27 protein-coding genes are annotated in these 25,882 nt (G+C 73.4%); 12 read left to right on the top strand and 15 right to left on the bottom strand.

Annotated elements, in window-relative coordinates:
* Positions 1–74 precede the first annotated feature (74 nt).
* From ACVW07_RS15925 to ACVW07_RS15885, 9 genes are all read right to left on the bottom strand, one after another.
* A complete protein-coding gene (locus ACVW07_RS15925; RefSeq protein WP_456820199.1) occupies positions 75–1,526 on the bottom strand; it encodes a LamG-like jellyroll fold domain-containing protein in 1,452 nt (483 codons plus the stop codon).
* Positions 1,527–1,673: 147 nt separating this feature from the next.
* Positions 1,674–2,297: a hypothetical protein gene (locus tag ACVW07_RS15920; RefSeq protein WP_456820198.1), complete on the bottom strand. Its 624-nt coding sequence runs from the start codon at positions 2,295–2,297 to the stop codon at positions 1,674–1,676.
* A 273-nt stretch (positions 2,298–2,570) separates the two neighbouring features.
* Positions 2,571–3,119, bottom strand: a complete 549-nt coding sequence (locus ACVW07_RS15915; protein ID WP_456820197.1) for a hypothetical protein — start codon at positions 3,117–3,119, stop codon at positions 2,571–2,573.
* The gene (eccCa, locus tag ACVW07_RS15910) at positions 3,116–7,027 is read right to left on the bottom strand and encodes a type VII secretion protein EccCa (protein ID WP_456820196.1); all 3,912 of its coding nucleotides are present in this window, start codon (positions 7,025–7,027) and stop codon (positions 3,116–3,118) included. Before eccCa ends, ACVW07_RS15915 begins: the two co-directional genes overlap by 4 nt.
* Positions 7,024–7,965 (bottom strand): hypothetical protein, encoded by a 942-nt coding sequence (locus tag ACVW07_RS15905; protein ID WP_456820195.1) that lies wholly within the window; start codon positions 7,963–7,965, stop codon positions 7,024–7,026. The genes eccCa and ACVW07_RS15905 overlap by 4 nt, the downstream gene beginning before the upstream one ends.
* Positions 7,962–9,278: an EsaB/YukD family protein gene (locus ACVW07_RS15900; protein WP_456820194.1), complete on the bottom strand. Its 1,317-nt coding sequence runs from the start codon at positions 9,276–9,278 to the stop codon at positions 7,962–7,964. The genes ACVW07_RS15905 and ACVW07_RS15900 overlap by 4 nt, the downstream gene beginning before the upstream one ends.
* The gene (locus tag ACVW07_RS15895; protein WP_456820193.1) at positions 9,275–9,784 is read right to left on the bottom strand and encodes a hypothetical protein; all 510 of its coding nucleotides are present in this window, start codon (positions 9,782–9,784) and stop codon (positions 9,275–9,277) included. Before ACVW07_RS15895 ends, ACVW07_RS15900 begins: the two co-directional genes overlap by 4 nt.
* Positions 9,781–10,590 carry an FHA domain-containing protein gene (locus ACVW07_RS15890; protein ID WP_456820192.1) on the bottom strand — a complete coding sequence of 270 codons (810 nt, stop codon included), beginning with the start codon at positions 10,588–10,590 and terminating at the stop codon, positions 9,781–9,783. The genes ACVW07_RS15895 and ACVW07_RS15890 overlap by 4 nt, the downstream gene beginning before the upstream one ends.
* Entirely contained in the window at positions 10,587–11,138 is a 552-nt protein-coding gene (locus tag ACVW07_RS15885) for a T6SS immunity protein Tdi1 domain-containing protein (RefSeq protein WP_456820191.1), read from the bottom strand. Before ACVW07_RS15885 ends, ACVW07_RS15890 begins: the two co-directional genes overlap by 4 nt.
* A gap of 309 nt (positions 11,139–11,447) precedes the next feature.
* Here ACVW07_RS15885 and ACVW07_RS15880 point away from each other — a divergent pair, with 309 nt between their 5' ends.
* The 11 genes from ACVW07_RS15880 (at position 11,448) to ACVW07_RS15830 (ending at position 18,768) form a co-directional block, all read left to right on the top strand.
* The gene (locus tag ACVW07_RS15880) at positions 11,448–11,789 is read left to right on the top strand and encodes a hypothetical protein (RefSeq protein ID WP_456819880.1); all 342 of its coding nucleotides are present in this window, start codon (positions 11,448–11,450) and stop codon (positions 11,787–11,789) included.
* A gap of 14 nt (positions 11,790–11,803) precedes the next feature.
* On the top strand, positions 11,804–12,112 hold the full coding sequence (locus ACVW07_RS15875) for a hypothetical protein (protein ID WP_456820190.1): 309 nt from the start codon (positions 11,804–11,806) through the stop codon (positions 12,110–12,112).
* Between the two features lie 2 nt (positions 12,113–12,114).
* Positions 12,115–13,137 (top strand): DUF6177 family protein, encoded by a 1,023-nt coding sequence (locus tag ACVW07_RS15870; protein WP_456820189.1) that lies wholly within the window; start codon positions 12,115–12,117, stop codon positions 13,135–13,137.
* Positions 13,137–13,472 (top strand): hypothetical protein, encoded by a 336-nt coding sequence (locus ACVW07_RS15865; protein WP_456820188.1) that lies wholly within the window; start codon positions 13,137–13,139, stop codon positions 13,470–13,472. Before ACVW07_RS15870 ends, ACVW07_RS15865 begins: the two co-directional genes overlap by 1 nt.
* 28 nt (positions 13,473–13,500) lie before the next feature.
* Positions 13,501–13,866, top strand: coding sequence for a DUF6507 family protein (locus tag ACVW07_RS15860; RefSeq protein ID WP_456820187.1), 366 nt, complete (start codon positions 13,501–13,503; stop codon positions 13,864–13,866).
* 10 nt (positions 13,867–13,876) lie between these two features.
* Positions 13,877–16,261, top strand: a complete 2,385-nt coding sequence (locus ACVW07_RS15855) for a polymorphic toxin type 15 domain-containing protein (RefSeq protein WP_456820186.1) — start codon at positions 13,877–13,879, stop codon at positions 16,259–16,261.
* 16 nt (positions 16,262–16,277) lie between these two features.
* Positions 16,278–16,676 carry a hypothetical protein gene (locus ACVW07_RS15850; RefSeq protein ID WP_456820185.1) on the top strand — a complete coding sequence of 133 codons (399 nt, stop codon included), beginning with the start codon at positions 16,278–16,280 and terminating at the stop codon, positions 16,674–16,676.
* A gap of 331 nt (positions 16,677–17,007) precedes the next feature.
* A complete protein-coding gene (locus tag ACVW07_RS15845) occupies positions 17,008–17,271 on the top strand; it encodes a polymorphic toxin type 15 domain-containing protein (protein ID WP_456821097.1) in 264 nt (87 codons plus the stop codon).
* Positions 17,272–17,288: 17 nt separating this feature from the next.
* The gene (locus ACVW07_RS15840) at positions 17,289–17,687 is read left to right on the top strand and encodes a hypothetical protein (RefSeq protein WP_456820184.1); all 399 of its coding nucleotides are present in this window, start codon (positions 17,289–17,291) and stop codon (positions 17,685–17,687) included.
* 100 nt (positions 17,688–17,787) lie between these two features.
* Positions 17,788–18,195 (top strand): hypothetical protein, encoded by a 408-nt coding sequence (locus tag ACVW07_RS15835; RefSeq protein WP_456820183.1) that lies wholly within the window; start codon positions 17,788–17,790, stop codon positions 18,193–18,195.
* A 165-nt stretch (positions 18,196–18,360) separates the two neighbouring features.
* Entirely contained in the window at positions 18,361–18,768 is a 408-nt protein-coding gene (locus ACVW07_RS15830; protein WP_456820182.1) for a hypothetical protein, read from the top strand.
* A 29-nt stretch (positions 18,769–18,797) separates the two neighbouring features.
* Here ACVW07_RS15830 and ACVW07_RS15825 read toward each other — a convergent pair whose 3' ends face one another.
* Positions 18,798–19,388, bottom strand: a complete 591-nt coding sequence (locus tag ACVW07_RS15825) for a hypothetical protein (RefSeq protein WP_456820181.1) — start codon at positions 19,386–19,388, stop codon at positions 18,798–18,800.
* 68 nt (positions 19,389–19,456) lie between these two features.
* Positions 19,457–19,915: a hypothetical protein gene (locus ACVW07_RS15820; RefSeq protein WP_456820180.1), complete on the bottom strand. Its 459-nt coding sequence runs from the start codon at positions 19,913–19,915 to the stop codon at positions 19,457–19,459.
* Positions 19,916–20,031: 116 nt separating this feature from the next.
* Between ACVW07_RS15820 and ACVW07_RS15815 the strand changes: the two genes are divergently transcribed.
* Entirely contained in the window at positions 20,032–21,336 is a 1,305-nt protein-coding gene (locus ACVW07_RS15815; RefSeq protein WP_456820179.1) for an APC family permease, read from the top strand.
* Between the two features lie 94 nt (positions 21,337–21,430).
* On the opposite strand, the gene ACVW07_RS15810 is transcribed toward ACVW07_RS15815, so the two are convergent.
* Genes ACVW07_RS15810 through ACVW07_RS15795 form a run of 4 tightly spaced genes read right to left on the bottom strand, consistent with a single transcriptional unit; the run spans position 21,431 to position 25,878 of the window.
* Entirely contained in the window at positions 21,431–22,336 is a 906-nt protein-coding gene (locus ACVW07_RS15810) for an ABC transporter permease (RefSeq protein ID WP_456820178.1), read from the bottom strand.
* On the bottom strand, positions 22,329–23,228 hold the full coding sequence (locus ACVW07_RS15805) for an ABC transporter ATP-binding protein (protein WP_456820177.1): 900 nt from the start codon (positions 23,226–23,228) through the stop codon (positions 22,329–22,331). The genes ACVW07_RS15810 and ACVW07_RS15805 overlap by 8 nt, the downstream gene beginning before the upstream one ends.
* Positions 23,225–24,481: an MFS transporter gene (locus ACVW07_RS15800; RefSeq protein ID WP_456820176.1), complete on the bottom strand. Its 1,257-nt coding sequence runs from the start codon at positions 24,479–24,481 to the stop codon at positions 23,225–23,227. The genes ACVW07_RS15805 and ACVW07_RS15800 overlap by 4 nt, the downstream gene beginning before the upstream one ends.
* Positions 24,478–25,878 (bottom strand): LLM class flavin-dependent oxidoreductase, encoded by a 1,401-nt coding sequence (locus ACVW07_RS15795; RefSeq protein WP_456820175.1) that lies wholly within the window; start codon positions 25,876–25,878, stop codon positions 24,478–24,480. The genes ACVW07_RS15800 and ACVW07_RS15795 overlap by 4 nt, the downstream gene beginning before the upstream one ends.
* Positions 25,879–25,882 lie beyond the last annotated feature (4 nt).

Raw genomic sequence — 25,882 nt, 5'->3', positions numbered from 1 at the left:
CCATCGGCGTGGCCGGGACGTGGCCCCCGCCGCCGGTTCGGTGGCGGGGGGCTTCGCACGCACTGGCGGCCCGGTCAGGGCAGGCCTTCCTTGCCCGTGAGGTAGTGGAGCCTGACCTGGTTGTCGGTGAGCACCTTGTTCGCGTAGATCGAGACCTCGTCGATCTCGCCCTGGAAGTGGTCCGAGTCGTCGGCCCAACGACCTCCGATCTGCAGGGACTCCGTGACGGGCCTGAGAGCGTCCGGGGCGGGCACGGTCATTCTCAGGGTGCCGTCGTAGTACATGCGGGAGTAGGCGCCGTCGTAGGTGCCCACGGCGTGGTGCCAGTTCTGGTCGGTGACGGGCTCTGTGGAGCCGGCCCAGGGGACAGAGCTGTCGAGCGTCCGGGCAAAGTTCACGCCCCCCGGGGTGAAGACGAGGCACCAGCCCGATCGGCTGGTGTCCGAGACGTAGTTCTCCTTGCTGATCAGCCGCATGTAGCCCCCGCCGGGCCCGAGCTGCCTGAACCAGAGCTCGACGCTGAACGCCTGGTTGCCGGCAAAGGTGTAGTTGTTCCCGAGGTTCGTGTCCTGGCGCTTGTTCGCCTGCACGCCATACATGATGGTGGTCGCTTTGTCAGCCGTGCCGATCGCACCGGTCACGGCGACGGGCGCGAGCGAGTACGTGCCCGGGACCGCATTGGTCACGTCCTTGAGCACCAGTCCGGAGGTCTCGTTCAGCCGCCAGTACGACGACGGGGAGTCGGCCATCACCGTGTCGTAGTACGACTTGAGGACGGCGGTCTCGAACGACGACGCACCGTTCTGCCGCGAGCTGGTCAAGGCGGCGGAGGTGGTCGGCGCCGGTAGCGCGGCCGCCACCAGCACCAGGACGGTTCCGTGCGCGACCACCGTCGCGTTCCGCGCGCGCCTCGACAGGCGCGCCGACCTCGCGGAGCGAGGGTCGCGGCGGCGCAGGACGGCGACCAGTGCCAGCCACGTGCCCGTGCTCACCAGCAGCAACGGCAGGTACGTGCCGTGCCGCAGCCAGACGATGGGCAGCCCGATGCTCGGCACGACCAGCCGGGTACGGCCCAGCACCTGGGACGGCGGAGCCGGGGCATCCTCCGAGGAGTTCGCGTCGCCCTTGGTCACCACCTGCCCGTCGGCGTCGAACCGGGCGACGCGGTGCAGCCGGGTGCCGTCCTGGCGGGCCTCGTCCGCCATCAGCGCCACGTCGCCGAGCTCCAGCGGCCACTGGTCGGGACCGGTGTCGTGGCTGATCAGCACGACGTCACCGGCGGCGATGCTCGGGCGCATCGAGTCCGAGACCACGACGTACGGCTTCCACCCCGCGACCGTGGGCGCCGCGGTCCACACCGCCAGCCCGCCGGCCAGCGACAACCACGCGACCGCCAGCCCCAGCACCACGGTCGACAGCACCAGCGGGCTGCCCAGGCCGGCGAGGGTGCGGGCGAGCCTGCGCAGGCGGGAAGGCGCGGCCGGCGAGACGCCGTGGCCGAGCCTTCCGAACGCGCTGAGCTGCATGGACCAGGGCTCCATCGGATGCGAGGGCGTACCTACCAGGTGCTGTCGTCGTGCCTCAGCCGACGGCTCGACGCGGGACGACGGTCGACCACCGTGGGGGTCGACCGTCGTGTCGCGGTGCGCCGGCGAGCCGGCGCACCGCGGTCATCAGGAGGACTGGGCTTCCCACTTGAAGGTCGCGGTCGCGCCGGCGGCCTGCAGGGTCGAGGCCGCGGGCATGGTGACCATGAACCGGTACATCTTGGTCGCCGGACCGGTCGGGGCCCACGTGCTGACGCCGCTGGCGTAGGTGGTCTTGGCCGTGAACGCGGACAGCTTGTCCGTGGGGAGGCCGCCCTGGATGACGGTGCCGGGGGTGAATCCCGTGCACGCGGCGTTGGCGGCCGGGGTCCCGGTGCCCTCGTTGATCTCGAACGTGAGGTCGTTGAGGAGGCCGGGCGTTCCGTTCTCCGCGGAGACGGACGTGTACAGCTTGACGTTGGCGGCGACGTCACCCGTGTAGCTGACCTGGATGCACTTGGTCAGGACGGTTCCGGGCTTCATCTTGCCGTCCTTGCCGACGGCCGAGTCGAACATGACCACGCCGGCCAGGTCCGTGCTGATCGCGACCGAGCCGGTGTTCCAGCTGTTGGAGCCGTTGGTCACGTTCGCGCTGAAGACGGCTTCGGTGCTGCGCAGCACGAGACCGCCGCTCGCGATCAAGCCGACCACGACAGCGGCCGCCATGACGGTCGTCCTGCGCGTGGACTCCTTGGGAGCGGTTCCACTCATGATGTTCGACTCCAGAGGTCTCGGTTCGAGGGGACGTATGCCCGGCATATCGGCACCTGAGCCGGCGATGTGAGCACATGAGTGACGCCGATGCCGGACGCACCGGTGCGCCATGACGAGCCACCCGAAGACGAGCGGGACCACCACGGCGGTTGGTCCGGACCGTCCGGTCGACCTCCACGGCGGTCTCGCCGCGGGCCGGGCGCCCCGCCCCGCCGTCCGCGCCCCGGTCCGTCGCGTCCTGCCACGTCGGTCACGTGGGGCGCCGTGCAGTCAGGTCCGAGGAGCCACCGCGTCGGTCACCCACGTCCGCCAGATCTCGAGCGCCCGCCGGGTCGCGGGACGCAGGCCGGGGTCCTCGGCGACCGGGCCGGGCGCCGCGAGCCGCGGGTCGTACGGCACGCGCAGGACGTGGTCGTAGGGCGGCGCGGCCACCCGGAGCGGTCGGCCGTGGACACCGGTGAGCACGAGGCACGACCGTGCCGCGAGCGCGCCGTCCACCCGTGCCAGCTCCGCGAGCACGGCCTCGGCGTCGGTGATCCCCCGGGGGGTCGCGGGCGCGACGAGCGCCACGGTGATCTCCGGGGTGACGAGCTGGGCGAGCGCGGCGTCCGGGCGGAGCACTCCGGCGTCCCAGACGGCCGATCCGACGTCGACCTCGGTCGTCTCGTCGCTCCTGGACCGGGTCCTCGCGTCCCCGCCGTCGGGGCCGAGCACCCAGGGCGCCCCGGCGGGCGCGACGCGCAGCCCGGTGTGGGCGAGCGCGACGAGCGTGGTCACACCGACCCCGCCCGCGGTCCCGCCGACGGCGACGGTCCTCATCCGTCCTCCGGCAGCGGCGTCTCGGCGACCTGCACGATGAAGGGGTTGGCACCGCGACGCACGAACCGGCCGCGGCCGGGCGGGAACCGCTCGGCGTGCACGCGCCCCACGAGCGGGCCTTCGCTGCGCTCCCCGGACATCACCAGCGTGGACCCGCCGGTGTCACGGGTGACCTGCAGCGACCGGGTGTACAGCGCACGACCGGCACCCGCGACGGGACGTGCGACCACCAGGTGCAGCTTGAGGTCGCGGGCGCTCGGCAGGTACGGCAGGAGCGGCTCCAACGGGTCGGCGCCGGCTGCGGCGACCACGTCGTGGTCGTCGACGAGGAGCACGATGCGCGGTTCCTTCGCGCGGGTCGCCGCGTCGCGCGCGGGGCGCTTGTCGAGCTCCGCGGCGATGGACGTGGCGAGGCCGCGCGCGTGCTGGGCGGTCCGGGCGTGCGCGGCGAGGTAGTCCTCCCCCACGACGGCCGGCACGTGCCCGCGCACGTCCACGACGGCGATGGTCACCTCGTCGGACGTGAACCTGTCCTGCAGGCCCATCGCGATCGTGCGCAGCAGGGTCGACTTGCCGGACCTGGCGTCGCCGAGCACGAGGAGGTGCTGGTCGTCTCCGAGCAGCTCCCACAGGGCGGCGTCCATGGTGTCCTGGCGCAGCCCGAACGGGACGGTGTCGGGCTCGTCGAACCGGTCCGGCAGGTCGGCCGGATGCACCACGCCGGGCAGGAGCCGGATCGGCGCCGCCGCCGGGCCGGACCACGAGGCGGCCGTGCGCGCGGCGAGCGCCTCGAGGTGCTCGCCGACCTCGTCGTCGGGCACCACGTCGAGCACGGGCAGCGCGACGTGCGCGAACCGCCTGTCGTCGAGCAGCACCCGCCCGGGGGTGTCCGGCGAGATGGTGGCGGACAGCTTGCGGTCGACGCTCGACTCGGCCGGGTCGTTGAGCCGCAGCTCGACGCGGGTGCCGACGAGCGACTGGTGCGCCATCCGCAGGTCGCTCCACCGGGTCAGCCCGAGCACCAGGTGGATGCCGAACGTCGCGGCCCGCTGCATGACGGAGACGAACGCGTCCTCGAGCTCCGGGAAGTCGGCGCGGAGCTGGCCGTAGCCGTCGACCAGCACCACGACGTCGGCAGCGGCGAGCTCGGGCACCCGCCCGGCGGCGTGCCATGCCCGCAGCTGGCCGACCGAGTCGATGTCGTGCGTGCGGAACACGTGCTCGCGGGCAGCGAGCATCCCGGTGAGCTCCTCGACGAGCCGGACCAGCCGTTCCCGGTGCGACCGGGTCGCGACCCCACCCACGTGCGGCAGGCCCTCGATGCGCGCCAGCCCACCGCCGGACAGGTCCATGCCGTAGATCGCCACCTGCCGCGGGGTCGCCGTGAGGGCGAGGGAGACGGCGAGCGTGCGCAGCACCGTGGTGCGGCCGGACTGCGGCGCCCCGATGACGGCGACGTGCCCGCCCGCGCGCGTCAGGTCGAGCCGCCACGCGCCCTGCGACTGCCTGGCGGGATCGTCGAGCAGCCCCATGACCACGGAGAGGCCGGCCGCCGACCGGTCCGCCTGGTCGACGACCGCCCCGAGCCCGACCCGGTCGGGCAGCGGCGGCAGCCACACCGGCGACACGGCCCGCTCGGGCGTGCGCAGCCGGCGGACCACCTCGTCGACCAGCGACGGCCCCTCCTCCGGAGTGGAGGGACGGTCGTCGGCGACCCGCCGGCCGCGCATGCCGTTGAACGTCGGCAGCACGAGGACCTTCCCGCCGGTGCCGACCAGCGGCGCCTCGGCGCGGCCCGCGGGACCGGACACGTACCCGGCGCGGAACCGGGTGTACACGCTGGTGTCGACCTTGAGGAACCCGAAGCCCGGCAGCGACGGCAGGTGGTAGGCGTCGGCCGTGCTGAGCACCACCTGCGACTCCGCCTCGCTGAACGTGCGCAGGCCCAGCCGGTACGACAGGTACGTGTCGAGGCCCCTCAGCTTGCCGGCCTCGACCCGCTGGCTGGACAGCAGCAGGTGCACCCCGATGGACCGGCCGATGCGGCCGATCTGCAGGAACAGGTCGACGAACTCGGGCTCGGCGGTGAGCAGCTCGCCGAACTCGTCGATGACGACGAACAGGTGCGGCAGCGGCGGCAGCTCGGGGCGGTCCGTGGCGCGCAGCCGCCGGTACGCCGTGATCGACGGCAGCGAGCCGGCGTCCTTGAGCAGCCGCTGCCGGCGCACCACCTCGCCGGTGATGGATGCCCGGGCCCGGGTGGTGAGCTGTGGGTCGTCCGCGAGGTTGTCGATCAGCCCTGCGAGGTGCGGCAGCGGAGCCAGGGGCGCGAACGCGGCACCGCCCTTGTAGTCCACGAGGATCATGGCGAGGTCCTCGGGCGGGTGTGTGAGCGCGAGCGCCAGCAGGAGGGTCCTCAGCATCTCCGACTTGCCGGACCCGGTGGCGCCCACGCAGATGCCGTGCGGACCCATGCCGAGCTGTGCCGACTCCTTGAGGTCCAGGTGTACCGGTGCGCCGCTGTCGTCCCACGCGAACGGCACGCGCAGGAAGTCCGCCTCGTCCCGAGCCGCCCACAACGTCGCGGGGTCGAGCGTCTGCGGCCCTTCGATGCCGAGGAGGTCGTGCACCGACGGGGTGCGGTCGTCCTCCTCGTCGGGCGCGGTGACCTGGGCCGTGCGCAGGGCGGCGAGCACGCGGGCGACGGCCGCGAACACCGGGCCCGTCACCGCGTCGGGGTCGAGGCGGAGCTCGGTGGTCGCCGCGGTCCCCGGCGCCTGGACGAGGACGGCGCCGTCGTCGTCCAGCACGATCCGCACGTCGACGTCGTCGGGCTCGTCGAGCCGGTCGTCGAGCAGGTGCACCACGCTCACCCCCAGCGAGCGAGCGTCGGCGGCGGGCACGGGGAGCCGCTGCGCCCGCCCGCCGTGCGCGTCGTCCACCACGACGAGCCGGGACGCCGGGCCGCCCTCTCCCCCGGTGCGCCGCGACGCCCTCGCCTGCTGCGCCCGGTCGGCCAGCGTCCGGGCGAGCACCCGGGAGAGGCTCGCGAGGTCGGGGGCGACCCGGCGGGCGGGCACCGGCCCGTCGAACGCGTCCAGGTCGGCGACGTGCGGCAGCAGGTCGAAGCCCGACCAGGCGGCGGCCCGCTCGGCCGGATAGGCGGCCGCGAGCAGCAGGTCGTCGGGGCTGTGCGCGGCGGCGAGCTGCAGCACCAGGGCCCGCACCAGGGGGACGGTCCGCGCCCGGTCGCCGACCACCGCGACGACGCCGGCGCGGCGCAGGTCGACCGTCACCGGCATCGCGTCGACGTGCGCGTACTGCTCGACGACGAGCCCGACCTCGGCGGACATCAGCGGGTCGTGCGGCTGCACAGGCGACTCGGGCGGGGGGACGGCGAGGCCGAACCACGGCACCGCCCCGGTGCCCACCCTCGCCGCCAGGAAGTCGCCGTCGCGCCGCCGGCGCTCCCACACGCGGGACGGGTCGCGGGCGACGTCGGTGAGCGCCGCCGGCTCGGGGTGCAGGGTCGTCGCCTGGGTGCGCGCCTGCGCCGCCTCGCGGGTCAGGTCGGCGCGCAGCCGCTCCAGGTAGTCGAGATAGGCCTCGCGCCGCTCCCGCGCACCGCGCGCCGCACGACCGCGGGCGGTGAGCGCGAAGCCGACGCCGCCGATGATCGCGACGACGAACACGAGCGCCGCGACCACGAGGAACAGCGGCTGCCCGTTGCGCAGCACCACCATCATGATGACCGACGACATGGCGCCGACGACCGGCAGGAGGAACTGCAGCGGCGTCCGGGAGCCCCGGTCGTCCTCCATCGGCGGTGGCGCGGAGAGCGTCCGGACCTCCGGTGGGGCGAGCGGCACCGTCGAGCGGGTCGGGCGGTGCACCACGGTGACGGTCACGACGCCGCCCTCCGCCCCGCGAGGACCCGGCCGGACGCCTCGCGGGTGGCCGACCCCGCCCGGCCGGAGGTCTCGCTCATGGTCTCGGGGGTGGTCTCGCGGGTCGCTGGAAGCCCTCCGCGGGCGGCCGGCCCGGCCGCGGAGACCAGGGCCGCGGCGAGCCGCAGGACGGCGACGCCCGTCACCGTGCGCAGCTGTGCCGCCTGCACCGGCGCCACGGCGCCGTGGGCGCGGTCGTGCGGGACGAGCACCACAGGCACCGGCGAGAGCCGCGCCGCCTCCGCGCACCAGGCGGCCGGGCGGGACCGCAGCGCGTTCACGGCGAGGACGCCCGGGACACCCGCCGCGGTGAACCGGTCCACGAGGTCCACGCCGAGCTGCCACGACGAGCGCTCGGCCTCCGCGACGACACAGACGACGGAGCTCGACGCCGCGACCGGTGCGGCCCGGCCCGCGGACCGGGCGCCCCAGTCGGTGGTGATGACGTCGAAGAACCGGCCCGCCGGCCCGAGCGCCTGCCACCAGCGCGAGTCGGGCACGGGACCGCCGTCGACCGCCAGGTCGAGGCAGTGCAGCCCGCCGGCGGTCAGCGCGAGACCGTCGACGGCCTGCGCACCCGTCCGGGCGGCGAGCCTCACCTCGTCGGTCGCGGGGGCCGCGGGGACCACGGACGTGATCCCGGCGTGCCAGAGCAGCGAATGCCCGCCCGCGGACGCGTTGACGGCGAGCACCCGGTGCGGCCGCCGGGCGGCGAGGGTCGAGGCGAGGAGGCCGGCGACGACCGAGCAGCCGACGCCGCCCGCCACGCCGACGACGCCGACCCGGGTGCTGAGCGGCAGGGGCGCACGCAGGGCCTCGTCGAGCACGACGAGCTCACGCACCCGGTCGGGCACCGCCGACGCGAGCACGTGCTCGAGCACACCGACGCCCCGCCTCATCCGAACGTCGCCAGCAGGTCGTCGAACACCCCGAGGTGGGCGAGCAGCAGCGGGACGGTGGCGAGCACGGCGACGAGCTCGACGAGGGACGCCGCACGCCGCAGGCGGGCCGCGAGCGGCGGGGTCGGCCGAGCCCCGGCGGCGACGGCGGCGACCACGACGAGCCCGACCGCACCGGCGACGACCGTCCCGGGCGACTCCGCCGCCCGCGCCGTGACCCAGCCGAGGGCGATCGCACCGCCGGCCGCCCACAGCGCCAGGCGCTGCGGCACGAGCGGCAGGACCCGGGCACGCAGCACCACCAGCGCGACGACGACCAGTGCGAGCCACGACGACCACGGGCCGTCGTCGACGGCGAGCACCCAGCCCGTCACGGCGACCACGCCGCTGGTCGCCACGGTGGCCCAGGTCAGCGCGCGGTACGTCTCGTCGACGGCACCCTCGACAGCGGCCCGCACCGGCCGGTGGCCGGCGACCACGCGGTCGTCGAGTCCGTTGAGCCCGCTGACCGTCATGGCGACACCGGGCAGCAGCCCGAGCACGAGCGTGCCGAGCACGGCCGTCACCGCCGCCGCCCCGGCCGGCCCGGAGAACGGGACCAGCGCCAGGGCGACCACGGCGAGGCCGACTCCCGTGAGCGCACCGACGGCCGTCGCCGTGCGCCGGAGCCCGACCCCGGCGAGCAGCGCGACCACCAGGCACAGGGCCGCCCACATGACGAGCGCGATGCTGCCGGGGGCACGGTCCACGGCCCGCTCGGCCATCGTGGGCGCGAGGCCGACGCCGGCACCCACCGCGGCCGCCCCGAGGACCGTCGCGGGACCGGTGGCACCGACGCGCGCCACCGCCGTCGCCACCAGGACGGTCGCGGCGGCCAGGCCGACGAGGACCGCGAGGTCCGTCCCGAGGTAGGTGGTCGCAGCGAGCGTCGCCGTCCACCCGGCGGCCGCCGCGACGACCGCCGTGACTGCTCGCCCCCACACCGGGCGCCAGCTGTCCGGCCGCGCGTCGCGCGCACCGGCGACGACGTCGGTGACGTCGGCGACCTCGGGCGGCGGCGGAGCCTGGTCGACCCGCACGACGCGCAGCAGGGTGCCCTGCACCACCTCCTGGTCGGCGAGGCTCCGCGTCGCGTCGACCTGCCGGCCCAGGACGTCGACGAGCGTGACGGGCCGCGCGCCGGCCACCCGCTCCTCGGCGAGCAGCTCCAGGATGGAGGGCAGCAGCGCAGCCACCGCCTCGTCGTCCGGCACGACCACCTCGGCCTTGCGGTGCGCCCCCTGCACGGTCAACCGCGTGTACCCGCCGCTCACTCGTCCTCCTTCACCACGCGCATCGTCGTGGGGTCGACCGTGACGCCGCTGGCGGGGTCGGTCAGGTAGCCCGTCGCGGGGTCGACGAACCATCCGGTCCGCGGGTCGGTCCAGCGGCCGTCCGGGGTCCGGATGAACCCGGTGTCCTCGTCGACGGGGAACCCGGTCCGGGGGTCGACGAGGTCCCCGGTGCGGGCGTCCCGGAGGAAGCCGGTCTGGGGGTCCTTCACGAGGTCGGCCGTCGCCGGCAGCGGGTTCGCCGCCATGGCCGCGGTGAGGGACTGCACGGCCTGCTCCTGGCGCCGGTCGTCCAGCAGCCCCACCACGAACGAGAACCCCACGCACCCGACGCACGCGACCGCGGCGAGGACCACCGACACGACGAACCGCTTGAGGTTGGTCGGCGCCTTGCGACGCTCGTCCAGGGCGCCGAACAGCAGCGCGGCGGCGACGCGCTCCCGGTGCGTCGCCGTCGACTCGAGCAGGACCTGGTCGCGGTCGATCACGGCACCTCCACCGCGGAGCGGTCGGCGACCACCATGGTGCGGTCCCCGATGACGAGCCGGCCGCCGACCGGGACGACGGCCGTCGCACCGGGCGCCAGCATCTCGAACTCGGCCCCGGGCATCGCGACGGCCGTGCCGTTCGCCGAGCCCAGGTCGGTGACGAGGAGGCCGTCGTCGTGCGGTGCGACCTCGACGTGGCTCCGGGACAGCGTCCGGCTGAGGTCGGTCACCCGGACGGCGACCGCGCCGGGCCCCGACGGCACCGGGTTGCGGCCGAGCACCGTCGGCACGGGCACGGTCACGACCGTGCCGTCGTCGAGCATCAGGACGGCCCGGGCCGTGCGGCCGCCGTCCGCGGCCCACGGGTCGACGCGGACCACGGGCACCGCCGCCCGGGGTCGCGGCTCGAACCGGAGCGGGTCCGTGCCCTGGCGCACGTCGAGTGACACGGCGTCGGCGCCGAGGAGCTCACGGACGGTCGGGGGGAGGGCGGTCGTGCGGCCGACCGTGCGCAGGCCGAGCACCCGGTGCGCGGGCGTCCTGCCGGTCCGCAGCAGCCCCGCCACGCCGGCGGTCACCGCGGCGACCACGGCCACCACGCCGACCCACACCTGCGCCACCCCCAGCGCGGCCGGGACGACGACGAGGAGCACGACGTCGAGCAGGAGCCATGCCCGCCGGGCACCGGCCGCGGGGACGAAGGCGTCGAGCTCCACGGGCACCGGCACGCGCGACCCACCCGACCGTCGTGCGAGGTCGGGCGGGTCGTCGACGGGCGCGAACGCCCCCTGCCGGGCGCCGGTCATGCCTGGCGGGGCCTCGGCGGTCCGGCGAGCTGCATGACGACCGCGAGGTGCTCCCACAGGCCGCCGCGGTCGAGGTGCGAGGGGTCGGAGCTGCCGCCGAGCGCGAGCAGCGGCACGTACCCGTAGCACTCGTCGATCCCCGGCACACCGAGCCGCCCGACCGCCTGCGTGTACGGGCCGCGCTCCAGGACGCCGTCCAGGACCTCGTCCTTCTGCACGTCCGCGAACAGCAGCGCCGCGTCGAAGTGCAGGGTCTCGATGACGCCCCACCGGAACCGGGCGATGTGGAACAGCGGCTCGATCCAGAACACGAGGTCCGCCAGGGCCGTCGCCAGCACGGGGACCGTGCCCTCGGGCATCCCGACCACGCCGTCGAGCATCTGCCGGGCGTGGTCGGGGTCGAGCAGGCGGACGTATCCGTCACCGACGAGACCGGCACCGTGCTCGCGCCAGGCGGTGACGACGGGCGCCGGCACCTGGTCCGCGAAACGGGCGATCGTGTCGTCCGCGATCGGCGCCACCGTCGTGAAGTGCGAGAAGGTCGGCATCTGTCCTCCGTCGGCCGTGGAACGCCATGACGCTACCGTGCGGGACCGACATGGACGCGGCCACGAGCCGATCTGCGGAATTCGTCGTCCCCGCCGGCACACCTCCCGATGAACCGGGTGAAACCGCCCCTCTCCCCGTCCCGTGCATCGCTCCTGATGGGGTGCGGAATCCGCAGGTGCGCAGCCGCCCCGGGCGCCCGACACACCCTGAGAACGCCCTGGCGGGCCGGTCCGGTCGCCCCTAGCATCGGGACGAATCGACCCGCCCGGTCGCTCCCCGAAGCGGCCAGGACCGATCAAGGGGGATCCATGAAGTTCGCGATGGAGGCCGACGCGCTGCAGGTGCTGGGCCGTAAGACGTCCACCGAGTCCGACGACCTGGCCCAGCTGGTCCGCAACCTCGTGGAGGCGGCGGAGCCGTTGGAGGGGACGTTCAACGGGACCGCGAAGGCGGCGTTCAACTCGTTCAAGTCCCGCACCGACGAGGTCGCGGCCACGTTGAGCAACGCGCTGGTCGGGATCACCGAGTCGATCGCCGGGCAGAACCTGGCGTTCGTGACCGCGGCCGACGAGGGCGCCGACGCGCACGCCTCGGCCGAGGGGTCGGCGGACTTCGCCGGCGCCGACACCACCAAGTTCGCACCGCGCTGAGAGGGGACCGGATCATGTCGAGCAACCAGATCGACCGTAACGACTTCGACATCGCGTCCTCGCAGTCGGCGCAGGCCAACTTCGAGCGGGCCGCCGCCGCACTGGAGGCCGCCCTGGCGCGCCGTGACCAGGACGTGAAGGCCGCCCTGGCCGTCTACCAGGCCGACGGTGTCTCCGACCAGTACGCCGGCGTCGAGCACCAGTGGAACGCGGCCGGCACCGAGGTCCGCGGCATCATCTCGGCCATCCGCAACTCCCTGGCCGACAACGACGAGATCGCCCGCCGCTCCCTGCAGCGCGCCGCCTCGTACATCCCGGGCTGAGCATGCACGTCGTCCACCCGGTGGCCGACGAGTGGACCGAGGAGTACGTCGCCTGGGCGGCGCAGACGCGGCACGTGCTGCTGACCGCGCCCCTGGCGGCGTTCCTCGACGTCGCGGTCACCGACCAGCTGCGCCCGGTCCTCGTGACGCTCGACGGAGCGTCCCTGAGCCCGGCCGTGTCGCTCGCCCTGCGCCGGGCGGGCGGCTACTGGGCCGTGCGCACGGACGCCGGCGTGTTCGACGGGCTCTCGGGCTACCGGATCGACGCGTTCGAGGAGCTGTGGCGCCGCTCGGGCACCGACCGTGACCGGCTCCCGGGCTACGACCACGCGTCGCCTGACGGCGTGGGCGTGCTCATGTTCGACGTCTACGCGCACTCCCGTGCGACGGAGGCGACGACTGTGGGCGACCTCGCGCAGGCGGCGGTCACCGCTCTCGGCGGCAGGGACCTCACGCTGTGGGGGCCGCACGAGCCGTTGCTGGAGCCGTGGAGCGTGCCCGCCGTGACGGCGGCCGCCCGCGCCGGGATGCCGGTGACGGCCACGCTGCACGCCTGGGCGCCCGACGGGTCGTTCGTCGATGTGTCGGCGGCCCGCACCCGCCACGGCGTGCTGGAGCAGGCGAAGGGCGGCGTCGTCCTGGGCGCGTACCCGCGGCACATCGCCGGCCCGGTGCAGCGGGCGTCGGACGCGCTCACGGCCGTCGCCGAGCGGTTCAGGCCCACCATCGGGTTCGTCTCGCTCACCCAGTTCGACCCCGGCCCGTCGCAGACCACCACGGGCAAGCGTCCCGAGGTGCCGCTCGCCGTGCTGATCGGCCCGCGCGGGGTGTACGACCTGGAGCTCGACCTGACCGCCCTCGTCGAGAAGCACGACGTCACGGTCCTGGGCACCGGCCGCTCCCCCGCCGTCGTCGTGCGGTTCAGCGACCCGGACGTCGGCCTCTGGGCGCAGCTCATGGCGTTCGCGTACGACGTGGGCCCGGAGCGCATCGCCGCGGCCGCAGGTTTCGACGGGGAGGTGTGATGCCCACCGAGCTCGTGCTGCTCAGCGACGTGGCGCCGACGGCGGACACGATCGTCCGGGCCGCCGCCGACACCCACCCGGACGGGTCCTTCCTGGACTACCACGACGGGCTGATCCGGCAGGTGGTCGACGTCGAGGGCCACGCCGTCCTGCAGGTGTACCCGTCGCGCCCCGTGCTCGACCCCACACAGGCCGCCGCCGCGGTCGTCGACCCTCCGACGACATTCGGCCTGTGGACCGACATGACCATCCCGTTCGGCGACCCCGCCCCCGGACGCGCGCTGGCCGACGCCATCGCCGTCGCTGTGGGTGGCGTCGTCAAGGATCGGGTCTAGGCCCCGACATGCCAGAAGGAGACCCCCGATGACACGGTGGAGCATCCAGCCGGCCGACGTGCAGTCGGTCCTCACCGACGTGCAGGAGACCGCGACAGAGCTCGGCGAGCAGCTCACGGAGCCCAAGTTCCAGGCAGTGCTCGACGGGCTCACGTGGGGCGGACCGCTGACCGCCGACGTCGGTGCGGCGGTCAACGCGGTGCTGAGCGACCAGTCGCGCAACCTCACGAACATCGGCAACCGGATCAACGCGGGCACCGTCGGTGTCGCGAACGCGGTCATCGCGTACAACAACGGCCAGGAGGAGATGGCGGGCTCGTACCAGACGCAGCTCGTGCGCGCGGCCGAGACCGGCGACTTCACGTACTTCGTCGAGCACGGCTACAAGGGATGAGGGGGCGACGATGAGTGGTGCTCTGATCGACCCCTCGAAGTTCCCGGCGAAGTCGGCCGACCTGGACCCCTCGCACGTCACCGCGTCGGCGACGTCGCTGCGGACCATGGGCCACGCGGTCAGCGAGAAGACCGGTGACGTCAAGACGAGCTGGGACCGGCTCTCGGGCTGCTACCGGGCACCCGAGCAGGAGAAGGTGTTCGCGGTGATGGGTCCTGCGGTGACGTCGGCGGCGGACCTGAAGTCGCGGTTCGACGACGCCTCACGCCACCTGGACACCTACGCGGGCGCGCTGTCGGCGATCAAGCCGCGGCTGGCGGACCTGGAGCGGCGGGCGCGGGAGTTCCGTGCGTCGGTGGTCGACGGGGTGTGGGTGGACGCGTCGGACTCCTCGGACGCCTCGTTCGGTGACCACATGAAGTGGGCGTTCGACTGGGTGCCCGGTGTCGACGAGCGTCGCGTCAAGGTCCCGTGGAACCAGGACGGCGAGACGTTCGAGAAGAACCAGGACCTGCTCGAGGAGTACGCCCGCATCCTGGCGGACATCTCCACGGCTGCGTCCACCTGCGCGAACGCGGTCAACGGGCTCGTCACGAACATGTGCATGACCCCCGTGGAGGCCATCCCCGCCGAGGCGTTCACCTCCGGCGAGGTGGACATGCCCTGGGGCAGCCCCGGGCTCGAGGACCGCAACTGCCGCGAGTCGGTGGGGCACGGCACCTACGAGTGGGGCAAGGGCCTCGTGCAGGGCGTCGGGATGCTGATCCTGGGGTACAACCCGGAGAACGGCGACTGGTTCAGCGGCGACGCCTACGGGCAGTCCTGGGGCGGGCTGGGTGACCTGGTCGGGTCCGTGGCGCTGATGGCCTCGCCGGCCGCGTGGGTCGCGATCGGGATGGGCGCCACCGGTCAGCAGAACGGGTTCACCGACTTCATGTACGACCGGGCGGTCGTGGTCCGCAACGCGGGCGGCAGCCTGGTCGGGTGGGACCCGAACGCGAAGGACGGCTGGCACGCCTGGAAGGAGGACGGCGTCGCCGCGGGGACCGGTGCCGTGCTGAACATCGGCACCCTGTTCATCCCCGGCGCCGGTGAGGTCTCCGGCGGGCTCAAGGCCGCCAGCATCGGCGCCCGGCTGGTCAAGATCAGCGCCGGTGTCACCGAGTTCGCCGTGCAGGGCGGGTCCTGGATCATCAAGGGCGGCGTCAAGGTCGTCGTCGGGATCAAGCTCGCCGTCAAGGGGTTCGACCTCGACGAGCTGCTCTCCCGGATGCCCGGCAACCGGCTCGCCGTCGCCGGCGCCGGTGGCGTGCGCCTCAACGGCAGCGCACTGGTCGCGGCCATGACCGACGCCGGCCGCGCCACCCCCTCCGTGCACCAGCCCCACACCCCGGTCAGCAACGGCCTGTTCGGACACGGCGGCGGCGTCCCCGACGTCACCCCACCCACCCACGCCAGCGCCGGCGCTGGCGGCGGCACGACCGTGCCGCACGTCGAGACACCCACCACGAACGGCACCCCGCACACCCCGCCGGTCCACGACCCCCACACCGGTGCCGGCACCGGAACCGACGGGACGACGCCGCACCAGCCCACCACCAACGGGCACGCCCCCGAGTGGGAGGGCGGCACACACCCCGACGGACGCCCTGACGTCACGCAGGTGCCGCGCGAGCACTGGAACGACCCCGCCTACGACCCGTCGCACCCTCACTATGACGGCACCCCGCGCGGCGAGCACGGCAACATCGGCACCGTCGACCCCGACGTCCCCTCCCCCTCCGGCCTCACCGACAGCGGCCGCCTGCTCGACCCCAACGTCATCCCCGAGGAACTGCGCCCCTACGTCGACAACGGCACCGTCATCAACGACAACGGCGTACTTCGGCTCGCCGACGACGTACAACTCACATTCGAACGCAAGAAGGCGTGGCACGACCCCGCCGAGTTCCTGAGGCAACTCGACCTCCAGGAGAGGGCCATCAACCAGATGTCCCTCGGGAACTGGACCGAGCGGTTCGACGCGTTCGTCGAACGTCTCAACAACCAGGGCCCCTACCGTGCCCAGCAGATCACTCTGCTCGCCGATCGGATCATGGCCGAGCGGGGCGTTAGTCACGGGCAGGCGGTCGAGCTGGCCGGACAGGAGCTGGCACGACAGGATCCCTTGCACGGACCCGATCAGCGAGCTGGTGGCGACCCATTCCAGTTCACCGGCATGGGCGAGCGCGGCGTCAACCGGTCAATAGGATCGCAGTGGAAGACGCTGGCCGACGACATGCGACTTGGAGTGCGCGACGCCCTGAGGGCCTCGGGTCTCGACCCGAAACTCTGGGGAGATGTACGGATGAGCGTGAAGTTTGACCTCAGGGACGTCGCCCCGGCTGTCGCCTGACAGAAAGGTGGTCTCCGTGCCGCAGAGTTTCGGACCGCACGCTGCACTCGTCGAGCAGTTCCTCGACGAGGTCCGCCAGTGCACGACCGGATGGCCAGACATCGCGGCGAGGGCGGACAACCCTGGACAACGGCCGGCGGTCGCCGCGCTCACGCGAGTGTCCTGGCCCGCGGCAGTCCTGTCAGCAGTCGACAAGGCCGCTCTACGCGCCTACGGATCACTCGGTCTGACTCGCGCAGACTTCGACGATCCCTTCGCGCTCGGCACGATCAAGGTGGCGATCTCGGCAGCGGCGAAGGCGATCGCAGTTCAGGACAAGCTGGCCAGGGAGCACGTCGAGGAACTCCTGCGGCCGTTCGCCGACGAGGGATTCCCCTCGGCCGTCAGCACACTCTCCGCCGCCAGGCCCACCTGACCCTCGCGTACGAGGTTGATGGCCAACGTTCGGGCTCAGACGCGCAGATCCGGTGCTCCAGCCGAATATCTCGACGAAGTCCAGTCGGGCAGCGTCGACTCGGCAACGCCCGCCGCCCAGGACAGGTGCAACGAGGCCGCCAGTAGCGCCGTGCACGCCATCGCGGTGATGGGGCCTGCGGTGACGTCGGCGGCGGACCTGAAGTCGCGGTTCGACGACGCGTCACGCCACCTCGACACCTACGCGGGCGCGCTGTCGGCGATCAAGCCGCGGCTGGCGGACCTGGAGCGGCGCGCCCGGGACTTCCGGGCCTCGGTCCCCCGCGGACGCACTGGCGCAGGCCGAGCGCCAGATGTCCGACCAGGCCGCGCTCCACGGACCGGACCAGCGTCCCGGAGGGAACCCTCTGCAGTTCACGGGCATGGGTGACAGGGGTGTCAACAGCTCGTACGGATGGGGCTGGGGGCGCGGCGGGAATGCCGTTCGTCTGCGGCGACAGATGGACCTCCTGCTGGACTCCGTGGGCCTCCCTGACGAACTCTTGGGCGACGTTCGCATGAATGTCAGGATCGTCGTCCAGGACGGCCTGCCGTGAACAAGGAAGGAGGACGCATGGACAAGTACGGTCCCCACGGGCAGGACGTTGCGGACTTCCTCGCCGAGGTGCGTGCTAGCAAATCGGCAACCTGGTCGGCACTGCTGGAGCGGGTGCGACCCAGCCAGGCCCAGGTCGAAGCGACGGATGCCGTGATGGCCGTCCGGCTCCCGGCATCGGTGCGGACTACGGTCGACGCCAACGCGGTCGCTGCGTTCCGGTCACTCGGGCTCTCGCCCGACGACTTTCCGGGCCGCCGTCAGCTGATGCGGATCGATGACGCCATCAACACAGCTGCCTTCGCACTCGCGGCGGGCGACCAGCTCGCACCCGAACATGCCGTCACGCTCCTGCGTCCGTTCGCAGCCGTCGGGTTCACCTCGGTCGTCGAGCCGCTCGCCTCCCACACCGGCTGACCGAGGCTGGCCGACATGGTCTGCCGGAACACCGCCTCGGGGCTGTGCCGTTGAGTGTCAAGCTTGGTCCGATCGACCTGGTGCGGGGAGGCGTCTAGTCGTGGTCCAGTCGCAATACGGAACACATGGTGACCTGGTCGAGAGGTTTGTCGTCGAGGTACGCCAGTCGACTCCTGCCGACTGGAGCAGGTACCTCGACCGCCTCGCGCAAGGAGTCCCCGGCCGCCGCGGCCTCTTCAGAACGTTGGACCCCCGCCTGGACGCGGCAATGGACCACGCAGTCGACAGTGCCGCCGACGATGCCTTTCGAAGTCTTGGCCTGACCCGAGCAATGTTCCCCGAGAACTGGGCCCGATTCATCGCGCTCGAGACCGACGTCATTACCGCGGCCAAGGTCATCGCTGCTGGCGACAAGGTGCCTCACGACTCGCGTCGCGCCCTCCTCGGTCCGTTCGCCGACGTGGGGTTCACCGCCGCCGCCGCCGCATTGGAGCGCCTCGATCGGTGACCACGCGTTCTCGCCGAGGTCCGAAACAAGACATCCGGAATCGCCTGGCCAACTGTGGTGCAGAACAGCCGTAGTGAGGCCGCGAGCAGCGCCGTACGTCCGATCGCCGAGGTGTCGCGAACACCCGGGTCCCTGTCCCGTCGACCCCCTGAGAGCCAGGTAGTGATGACCAACGGCAAGTTCGGTCCCCACAGTGAGGTCGTCGCCCGGTTCGTGGCCGAGGTCCGTACACGGGACGTGGACTGGTCACGCTTCGTGGAGCTTGCGGATCAGCCGGGCGTCGACGATGCCGTCAAGGCTGTGGGGTATGCCAGGTGGTCGGCCTCGCTGCAGAGCGCCACCTCCAAGGCGTCGCTCGACACCCACAAGGCGTTGGGCCTGTCTCGCGCCGACTTCTCCGGGCCGCTGGACCGGGCCCTCGTCAGAGGCATGATCCAGATGACGGCCAAGGCGATCGTCCTCGGTGACAAGGTCCCGGCGGAACACACGTCGTCGCTCCTGCGGCCGTTCGCGGAGGTCGGTGTGGAGTCGGCCGCTGCGGCGCTGGCGTCGCTCACGGGCAGCGAAGCCTGAGCGTTCACGACAGCCCGCCGCCGTGACGCTCAGCGCGGCAGCCCGCGCCGTCGCCTCGCGATATCCAGCCCCACCGCCAGGTTCACGACCCCGAGGACCAGTGGCATCACGCCCGACCCGCCGCCGGGTGTCAGCGCGAGTACCAGCCCACCGGCGGTCGCGACGGCTCCACAGCCCAGGTAGGTCCACATCCTGCGCGCCGACGGTGCCGGCCGCAGCGCGTCCCGCGCGGACGGAAGGGGTCCCTCCGGGACCGGCTCGGGGCTCCAGGCCCGCGCCAGGTCGGGCGGGTCGGGCGAGCCGAGCTCGTCGTCGTACGCGGGGTCGGGCTCGGTGCGGGTGAGGGCGTCGAGCCAGAACCGGTCGACGACCTCGGCGAGCCGGATCGTCTCGACGCCCGGTGCGCGCACGAGCAGGACCTCGCGGTCCTCCTGCCACACGTCGACGACGCCCGGCACGGCCGCAAGCACGTCGACGGTCTCCAGGACCAGCGCCTCGTACGGGCCGGCCGCCATGTCGCAGAACCCGAGCTCGAAGTCGGCGACCGGGTCGCCCGGGTCGGTGCGCCTGATGTCGTAGAGCGACTCGTCGTCGCTGAAGACCCCGAAAAGTCGATCCATGCCGGCTGATCGGCACGGCGGCACCGACGCCTGAGGCAGCGGGTGCGCGGTCCACCCGCTCGGCGGCGTCAGGCCGGCCCGTGGTCGTCCCGCCGGACGAGCCGGACACCGAAGATCGTGTCCTCGGGCACCGGGAGCGTGTCGAGGCCCGCCGGCGGCTCCCGCAGGCCGTCCGCCGGGCCGTCGCCCACCCACACGCGCCAGAGGCCGTGGGCCTGGTGCACCACGCCGCGCACGGTGACCCCGGCGCGCGGACCGGCGGGCAGGGCCGCCTCGATCTGCGGCGCACGCTCCGCCGGGACGAACCCGACGACGAGGTTGCGCCAGATCACGACGAGCCGGTCCCCTGCACCCCGACCGATCTCGAGGAGGTCCGGCACGTCCGCGTGGTCGTGCCGCTCACGCGGGTGGAGTGCCGCGACGAACGACCGTTGCAGGGCGGGAGCCTCGGCGGCGAGGAACCCCTCGGCCACCCGGATCTCCAGGGGCGGGTCGGCGCGCGGCCGGAGACGACGGAACAGGTCCACCTGCCCAGCCTGACACGGCGCCCGGCGCCGCCCGTCGAGCGGTCTGCTCACCTGCCGGTCTATCGTCGAAACATGCCGACGGCGACACCGGCGGCAGCACCCGAAGGGGGCCGCCGATGTCCGACCAGGTGCCCGCGGCGGGCGCGCGGCTGACCGTACGGGGCGCGGTGGTGCTGGGGATCGGCGCCATGGTGGGTGCCGGGATCTTCGCGCTGCTCGGGCAGGCCGGCGCGGTCGCCGGCTCCGCGGTGTGGATCTCGTTCCTGCTGGCCGGGACGACCGCGACGGCGCTCGGGTACACGCTCGTGAAGTTCGCGATGCGCTGGCCGTCGTCCGGTGGGCTCGTCGTCTACCTGCAGCACGGGTACCGCAGCCGCCGGCTCGTCGGGGTGGCCGCCTGGCTCGGGTACCTGACCGCGATCGTCGTGGTCGGTGCGATGGTCGCCGCCTCGTTCGGCGACTACGCCGCCGTCGTGATCGCCGACGGGCCGCCCGGCGGGTGGCTGTCGAAGCTGTGCGCCGCGGCGCTGGTGGTCGGGGGTGCGTGGGTCACGGTGGCCGGACCCCGGCTGGTCGACCGGGTGCAGTCCGCCGTCGTCGGCCTGCTGCTGGCCGTCTTCGTCGTCTTCATCATCGGCACGCTGCCTTCCGTCGACCTCTCGCTGCTGGCGCCGAGCACCTACCCGGGCGTGGACGCGATCGTGGCCAGCGTCGCCCTCACGTTCTTCGCGTTCCTGGGCTTCGCGGTCATCTCCTTCGCCGGCGACGACCTCGCCGAGCCACGGCGCGAGCTGCCCGTCGCGATGTACACGGCGCTGGCCGTCACCACGGCGCTCTATGTGGTCGTCTCGGTCTGCGTGTTCGGCACCCTCACCGTCGCCGAGGTCGTCGAGGCCGGGCCACGGGCGCTGGCGGTCGCGGCCGAGCCGACGCTCGGACAGGCGGGGCTCGTCATGATGACGGTCGCGGCGCTCCTGGCGACCTCGTCGAGCGTGACCGCGGTGCTGTACGGCTCCCGTGGTCTGACCAATGCGCTCGCCGCCTCCGGGACCTTTCCGCCGGTCTTCGGCTCCGGCACCCGGCTGGGACGGCACGGCGGCCTGGTGATCACCGCCGCGCTGATGGTCCTCTTCGTGACCGTGCTCAGCCTCGGCGCGCTCGCCTCGGTCGGCAGCGCCGTGTCGCTGGCGGTGTTCGTGCTGGTCGCCGTGGCGGCGTTCCGGCTGCGGGCCGAGCTGCGCGCGTCGACGTGGCTGACCGCGGCCGCGGTGGGGATCTCCGGCGTCGTGCTGGCGTGGTTCGTGGTCGACCTGTTCATGTCCGACCGGCGCTCGTTCTGGTTCATGCTGGCGCTCGTCGCGTTCGCCGTGGTCGTCGACGAGGTCTGGACGCGACGACGGCACGCCAGGAGAGGCTCCTAGCAGCCGCAGGCGATCCGTCGATGTGGGCGACCGGGTGGACGCGACGGGGGCGCCGCAGACCCGCAGGGGCCTGCAGCGCCCACCAGCGACGACGTCAGACCGACGCGGTCCGCCAGCGTGAGAACCGGCGCTCGAACGCCAGCAGCACCCCGTTGATCGACACCCCGACGAGCGCGATCACGACGATCCCGGCGTACATCTTCGGGATCTGGAAGTTGAACTGCGTGTAGGTGATGAGGTACCCGAGCCCGGCCTTCGCGCCGACCATCTCGGCCGCGATGAGCACCAGGATCGACGCGGCACCGGCCATCCGGATACCCGTGAAGATCGTCGGCAGGGCCGCCGGGAGCACCACGTGCCGGAACAGCCGCACCGGTGACAGGCCGAGCGAGCGCGCCGACTTCACCAGCAGCGGGTCCACGGTCCGTACGCCCGTGATCGTCGTGAGCAGCACCGGGAACGAGCACGCGTAGACCACGAGCGCGATCTTCGACGTCTCACCGATCCCGAGGATCAGGATGAACACCGGCAGGAGAGCGAGAGCGGCGGTGTTGCGGAACAGCTCGAGGATCGGGTTGAGCAGCTCGGCGACCGGCCGGTACCAGCCGATCAGGAGCCCGAGCGGGATGGCGACCGTCACCGCGATCGCGAAGCCCGCTCCGGCCCGGGCGAGGCTGGCGCCGACGTGCGTGGCGAGCTCGCCGCTGGTCGCGAGGTCCGCGAGCGCCCCGAGCACCGTCGAGAACGGCGGCAGGAACACCGGGTCCGTCAGGCCGACCCGCGGCGCCACCTCCCAGATCGCCAGCAGCACGACGATCGCGATCGAGGAGCGCGCGGCCCGGACCGCGACGGCGGCGAGCCGCCGCCCGACGGAGACGGGTGGTGCGGAGACGGCCGGTCGACGGCCGAGCGTGGGCGGGTCGGCGAACGCGACGGTGTCGTCGACCGGCGTGCCGGGTGCGGGCGCCGCGTCGAGCACGGCCGTGGGGCGGTCAGACACGGGAGTCCTCCAGCTCTCGGGGCGGCGCGTCGGCCGCGGTGGACGCGTCGGGCGCGGTGGACGGGTCAGGCGCGGACGGGTCGGGCGTGGACGTGTCCGCGACCCTCAGCTCGGACCAGATCTCGTGGCGCAGGCGGCCGAACCGGGCCGTCGAGCGCACGTCGGCGTCGCCGTCCCTGTCGAGGTCGATGGTCCGCACCGACTGCAGGCGACCGGGTCGGGGCGTCATGATCGCGACCCGCTGGCCGAGGTACACGGCCTCGTCGATGCCGTGGGTGATGAACACGATCGTCTTGCCCGTGGCGCGCCAGATGCGCAGCAGCTCGTCCTGCAGGGACTCGCGCGTCTGGGCGTCGAGGGCCGCGAACGGCTCGTCCATGAGGAGCACCTCGGGGTCGAACGCGAGCGAGCGGGCGATCGCGACACGCTGCTTCATGCCGCCCGACAGCTCGTGCGGGTAGCGGTCCCCGAAGCCGTCGAGGCCGACGAGCTCCAGGTACTCCTGCGCGACGGCGGCACGCTGACGGCGACCGACGCCCTTGGCCTGCAGGCCGAACTCGACGTTCGCCCGCGCGGTCCGCCACGGCAGGAGCGCGTACTGCTGGAAGACGACGCCGCGGTCCAGGCCGGGGCCGGTGATCGGCTCGCCGTCGAGCAGGATGCGGCCCGACGTCGGCTCGGTGAGCCCGCCGAGCAGGTCCAGCAGCGTCGACTTGCCGCAGCCCGACGGGCCGACGACGGTGAGGAACTCCCCGGCCGGCACGTCGAGCGTGAAGTCGTCGAGCGCGGTGAACGCCGTGCGCGAGCCGCGGCCGGCGCCGGGCACGCGCACGTGGAACTCCTTGTGCACGTGCTCGAACCGGAGCTTGGGCGGCGGTGTGGTGGTGGTCATGTGCGGCTCCCTTCGAGAGCGGTGGACCGTCCGTCCGGTCCTGCGGCCGGGCCGGCAGGGATCGGGACGTCACGGGTCGGGAACGGGATGAACGTGGGGATGGACCGCCAGAGCACGACGGCCCCGAGGCCGGCGAGACCCGCGATGGCGAGGCTGGCGCCGACGAGCGTGTGGAGCGCGATGACGGCGATGGCGAGCGGGCCGCCGAACATGCCGGCGTCGTGCAGCAGCCGCCAGGACGCGAGGAACTCCGCCCGGTTGGCCGCCGGCGACACGTCGGCGCCGATGGTCATGACGACGCCGTTGCCGAAGCCGTTGCCGACGCCCAGCACGGCGGCGACCAGCCCGAGGGCGACCGCGGACCCGGTGAACGGCAGCAGCAGGTACGCGGTGCCGAGCAGCGCGAGCGAAGGTGTCGCGACCGCGCGTCGCCCGTACCGGTCCATGAGGTGCCCTGCGGGCGACGACACGATCACCTCGAGCACGCCCGCCGCGCCGAACAGCAGGCTGATCTGCGCGGGCGCGAGACCGATGTGGTCGCCCCACAGGGGGACGACCGCGTCGCGCGACGCCCGCGCGGCCCCGAGGAGCACCGTGCCCATCCCGAGGGTGAGGAACATCCGCCGGTACGCGGACGCGACCGCGAGCGGGGTGACGGGCGCCGACGGGTCCCGCAGGCTGCGGCCCGCGGAGTCCGGGAGGCGGGCCATGAGCAGCCCGGAGACCACCACGGCCACGAGCTGCACCGCGAAGCCGCCGCGCAGCCCCACGGCGGTGATGGCGACCGCCCCGACGAACGGGCCGGCCAGCGCCCCGGTCCGCCACGCCGTCGCGAACACCGACATGGCCCGCGCCCGCAGGTGCAGCGGCACGGCCTCGGTCAGGTACCGCTGCCGGGCGAGCGACCACACCGACATGGCGCTGCCGGACAGCAGCACGCCCACGGCGAGCGTCCACAGGTTCCCCGCCACGAGGCACAGCGCCACGCCGACGGCACCCGCTGCCGCGCCGCCCAGGATCGAGCGGCGCTCGCCGAACCGGGCGACGATCCGCCCGGCCGGCAGGTCCCCCGCCAGCAGCCCGGCCCCGGTGAGCGCGGTGACCAGGGCGGACACGGCGACCGAGGCCCCGAGGTCCCGCGCGGTCAGCGCGACGATCGGCAGCGCGGCCCCCTGGCCGACGCCGAAGATCGCGGCCGGGACGTACACGGGACCGACGAGGTCCCGCAGAGCTGCCGGCGGGGTCGTGGTCACGCGCCGACCAGCTCGTCGACCTGCGCGCCTGCCTGCGCGTCCGCCTGCGCGTCCGCCGGCTGGGCGCCCGGCGCCACGTACCGGTTCACCGGCCGGGGCAGCCCGAGGTGGTCGCGGAGCGTGCTGCCCGTGTACTCCGTGCGGAACAGGCCGCGGGCCTGCAGGATCGGCACCACCTGGTCGGCGAACACCTCGATGCCGGTGGGCAGCGCGGGCGGCATGACGTTGAAGCCGTCCGCCGCCCCGTTCTCGAACCACTCCTGGATCGTGTCCGCGACCTGCTCGGGCGTCCCCGCGATCACCCGGTGACCCCGCGCCCCGGCGAGCCGGTGCAGCAGGCCGCGCACGGTGGGCCGCTCGCGCTCGACGATCCCCGCGACGACCTGCAGCCGCGAGCGGTTGTTGTCGGTGACGTCCCCGGCGGCCGCGAACAGCTCGGCCGGCACGGGCTTGTCGAGCAGGTCCTCGCCGAGCTCGACGCCCGTGAGCACGGAGAGCTGCCGCAGCCCGTACGCCGGGACGGTGAGCTCGTTGAACTCCCGCTCCAGGGCCTGCGCCTCCGCCTCGGTGGACCCGAGGAACGGGCTGATGCCGGGCAGGATCTTGACGTGTGACGGGTCCCGGCCGAACGCGGCGGCCCGGGCGCGGATGTCCGTCGCGAACGCCTGCCCGTCCTGCAGCCGCTGGTGCGCGGTGAAGATCGCCTCGGCCCAACGGGCGGCGAACGCCCGGCCCTCGTTCGACGCACCGGCCTGCACGAGCACCGGGTGCCCCTGCGGCGAGCGCGGCGCGTTGAGCGCCCCCTGCACCTGCACGTGCCGCCCGGAGAACTCGGCGTCGTGGATCTTCGCGGGGTCGGCGTACCGGCCGTTCTCGACGTCGAGGACGATCGCGTCGTCCTCCCACGAGTCCCACAGCCGGGTGACGGTCTCGACGAACTCCGTGGCCCGCGCGTACCGCTCCTCGACGTCCGGGAACGACGTGAGGCCGAAGTTGCCGGCCGCCCCGGCCGACGCGGTCGTGACGATGTTCCAGCCGGCGCGCCCGCCGCTGAGGTGGTCGAGGGACGAGAACAGCCGCGCCAGGTTGTACGGCTCGTAGAACGTCGTCGACGCCGTGGCGATCAGGCCGATGTGCTCGGTCGCCGCCGCGATGGACGCGAGCGTGGTGATCGGCTCCAGCCAGCCCGCCGCGCCGTGCTCCACGTTGGCGGCGAGGTGCGGCACGTCGGCGAAGAACACCGCGTCGAACTTCGCGGCCTCGGCCCGGCGGCCGAGCTCCTGGTAGTAGCGGGCGGTGTGGATGCGGTCCGGCCGGCTGGACGGGTGCCGCCACGACGCCTCGTGGTGGCCGGTCGGGTGGATGAACAGGTTCAGGGTGAGCTGACGGGCGGGCATGATG

It is taken from the genome of Cellulomonas sp. URHB0016 (assembly GCF_054057935.1).
Note: the sequence above shows the minus strand (reverse complement) of the source record. Positions and strands in the feature narration are given on the sequence as shown.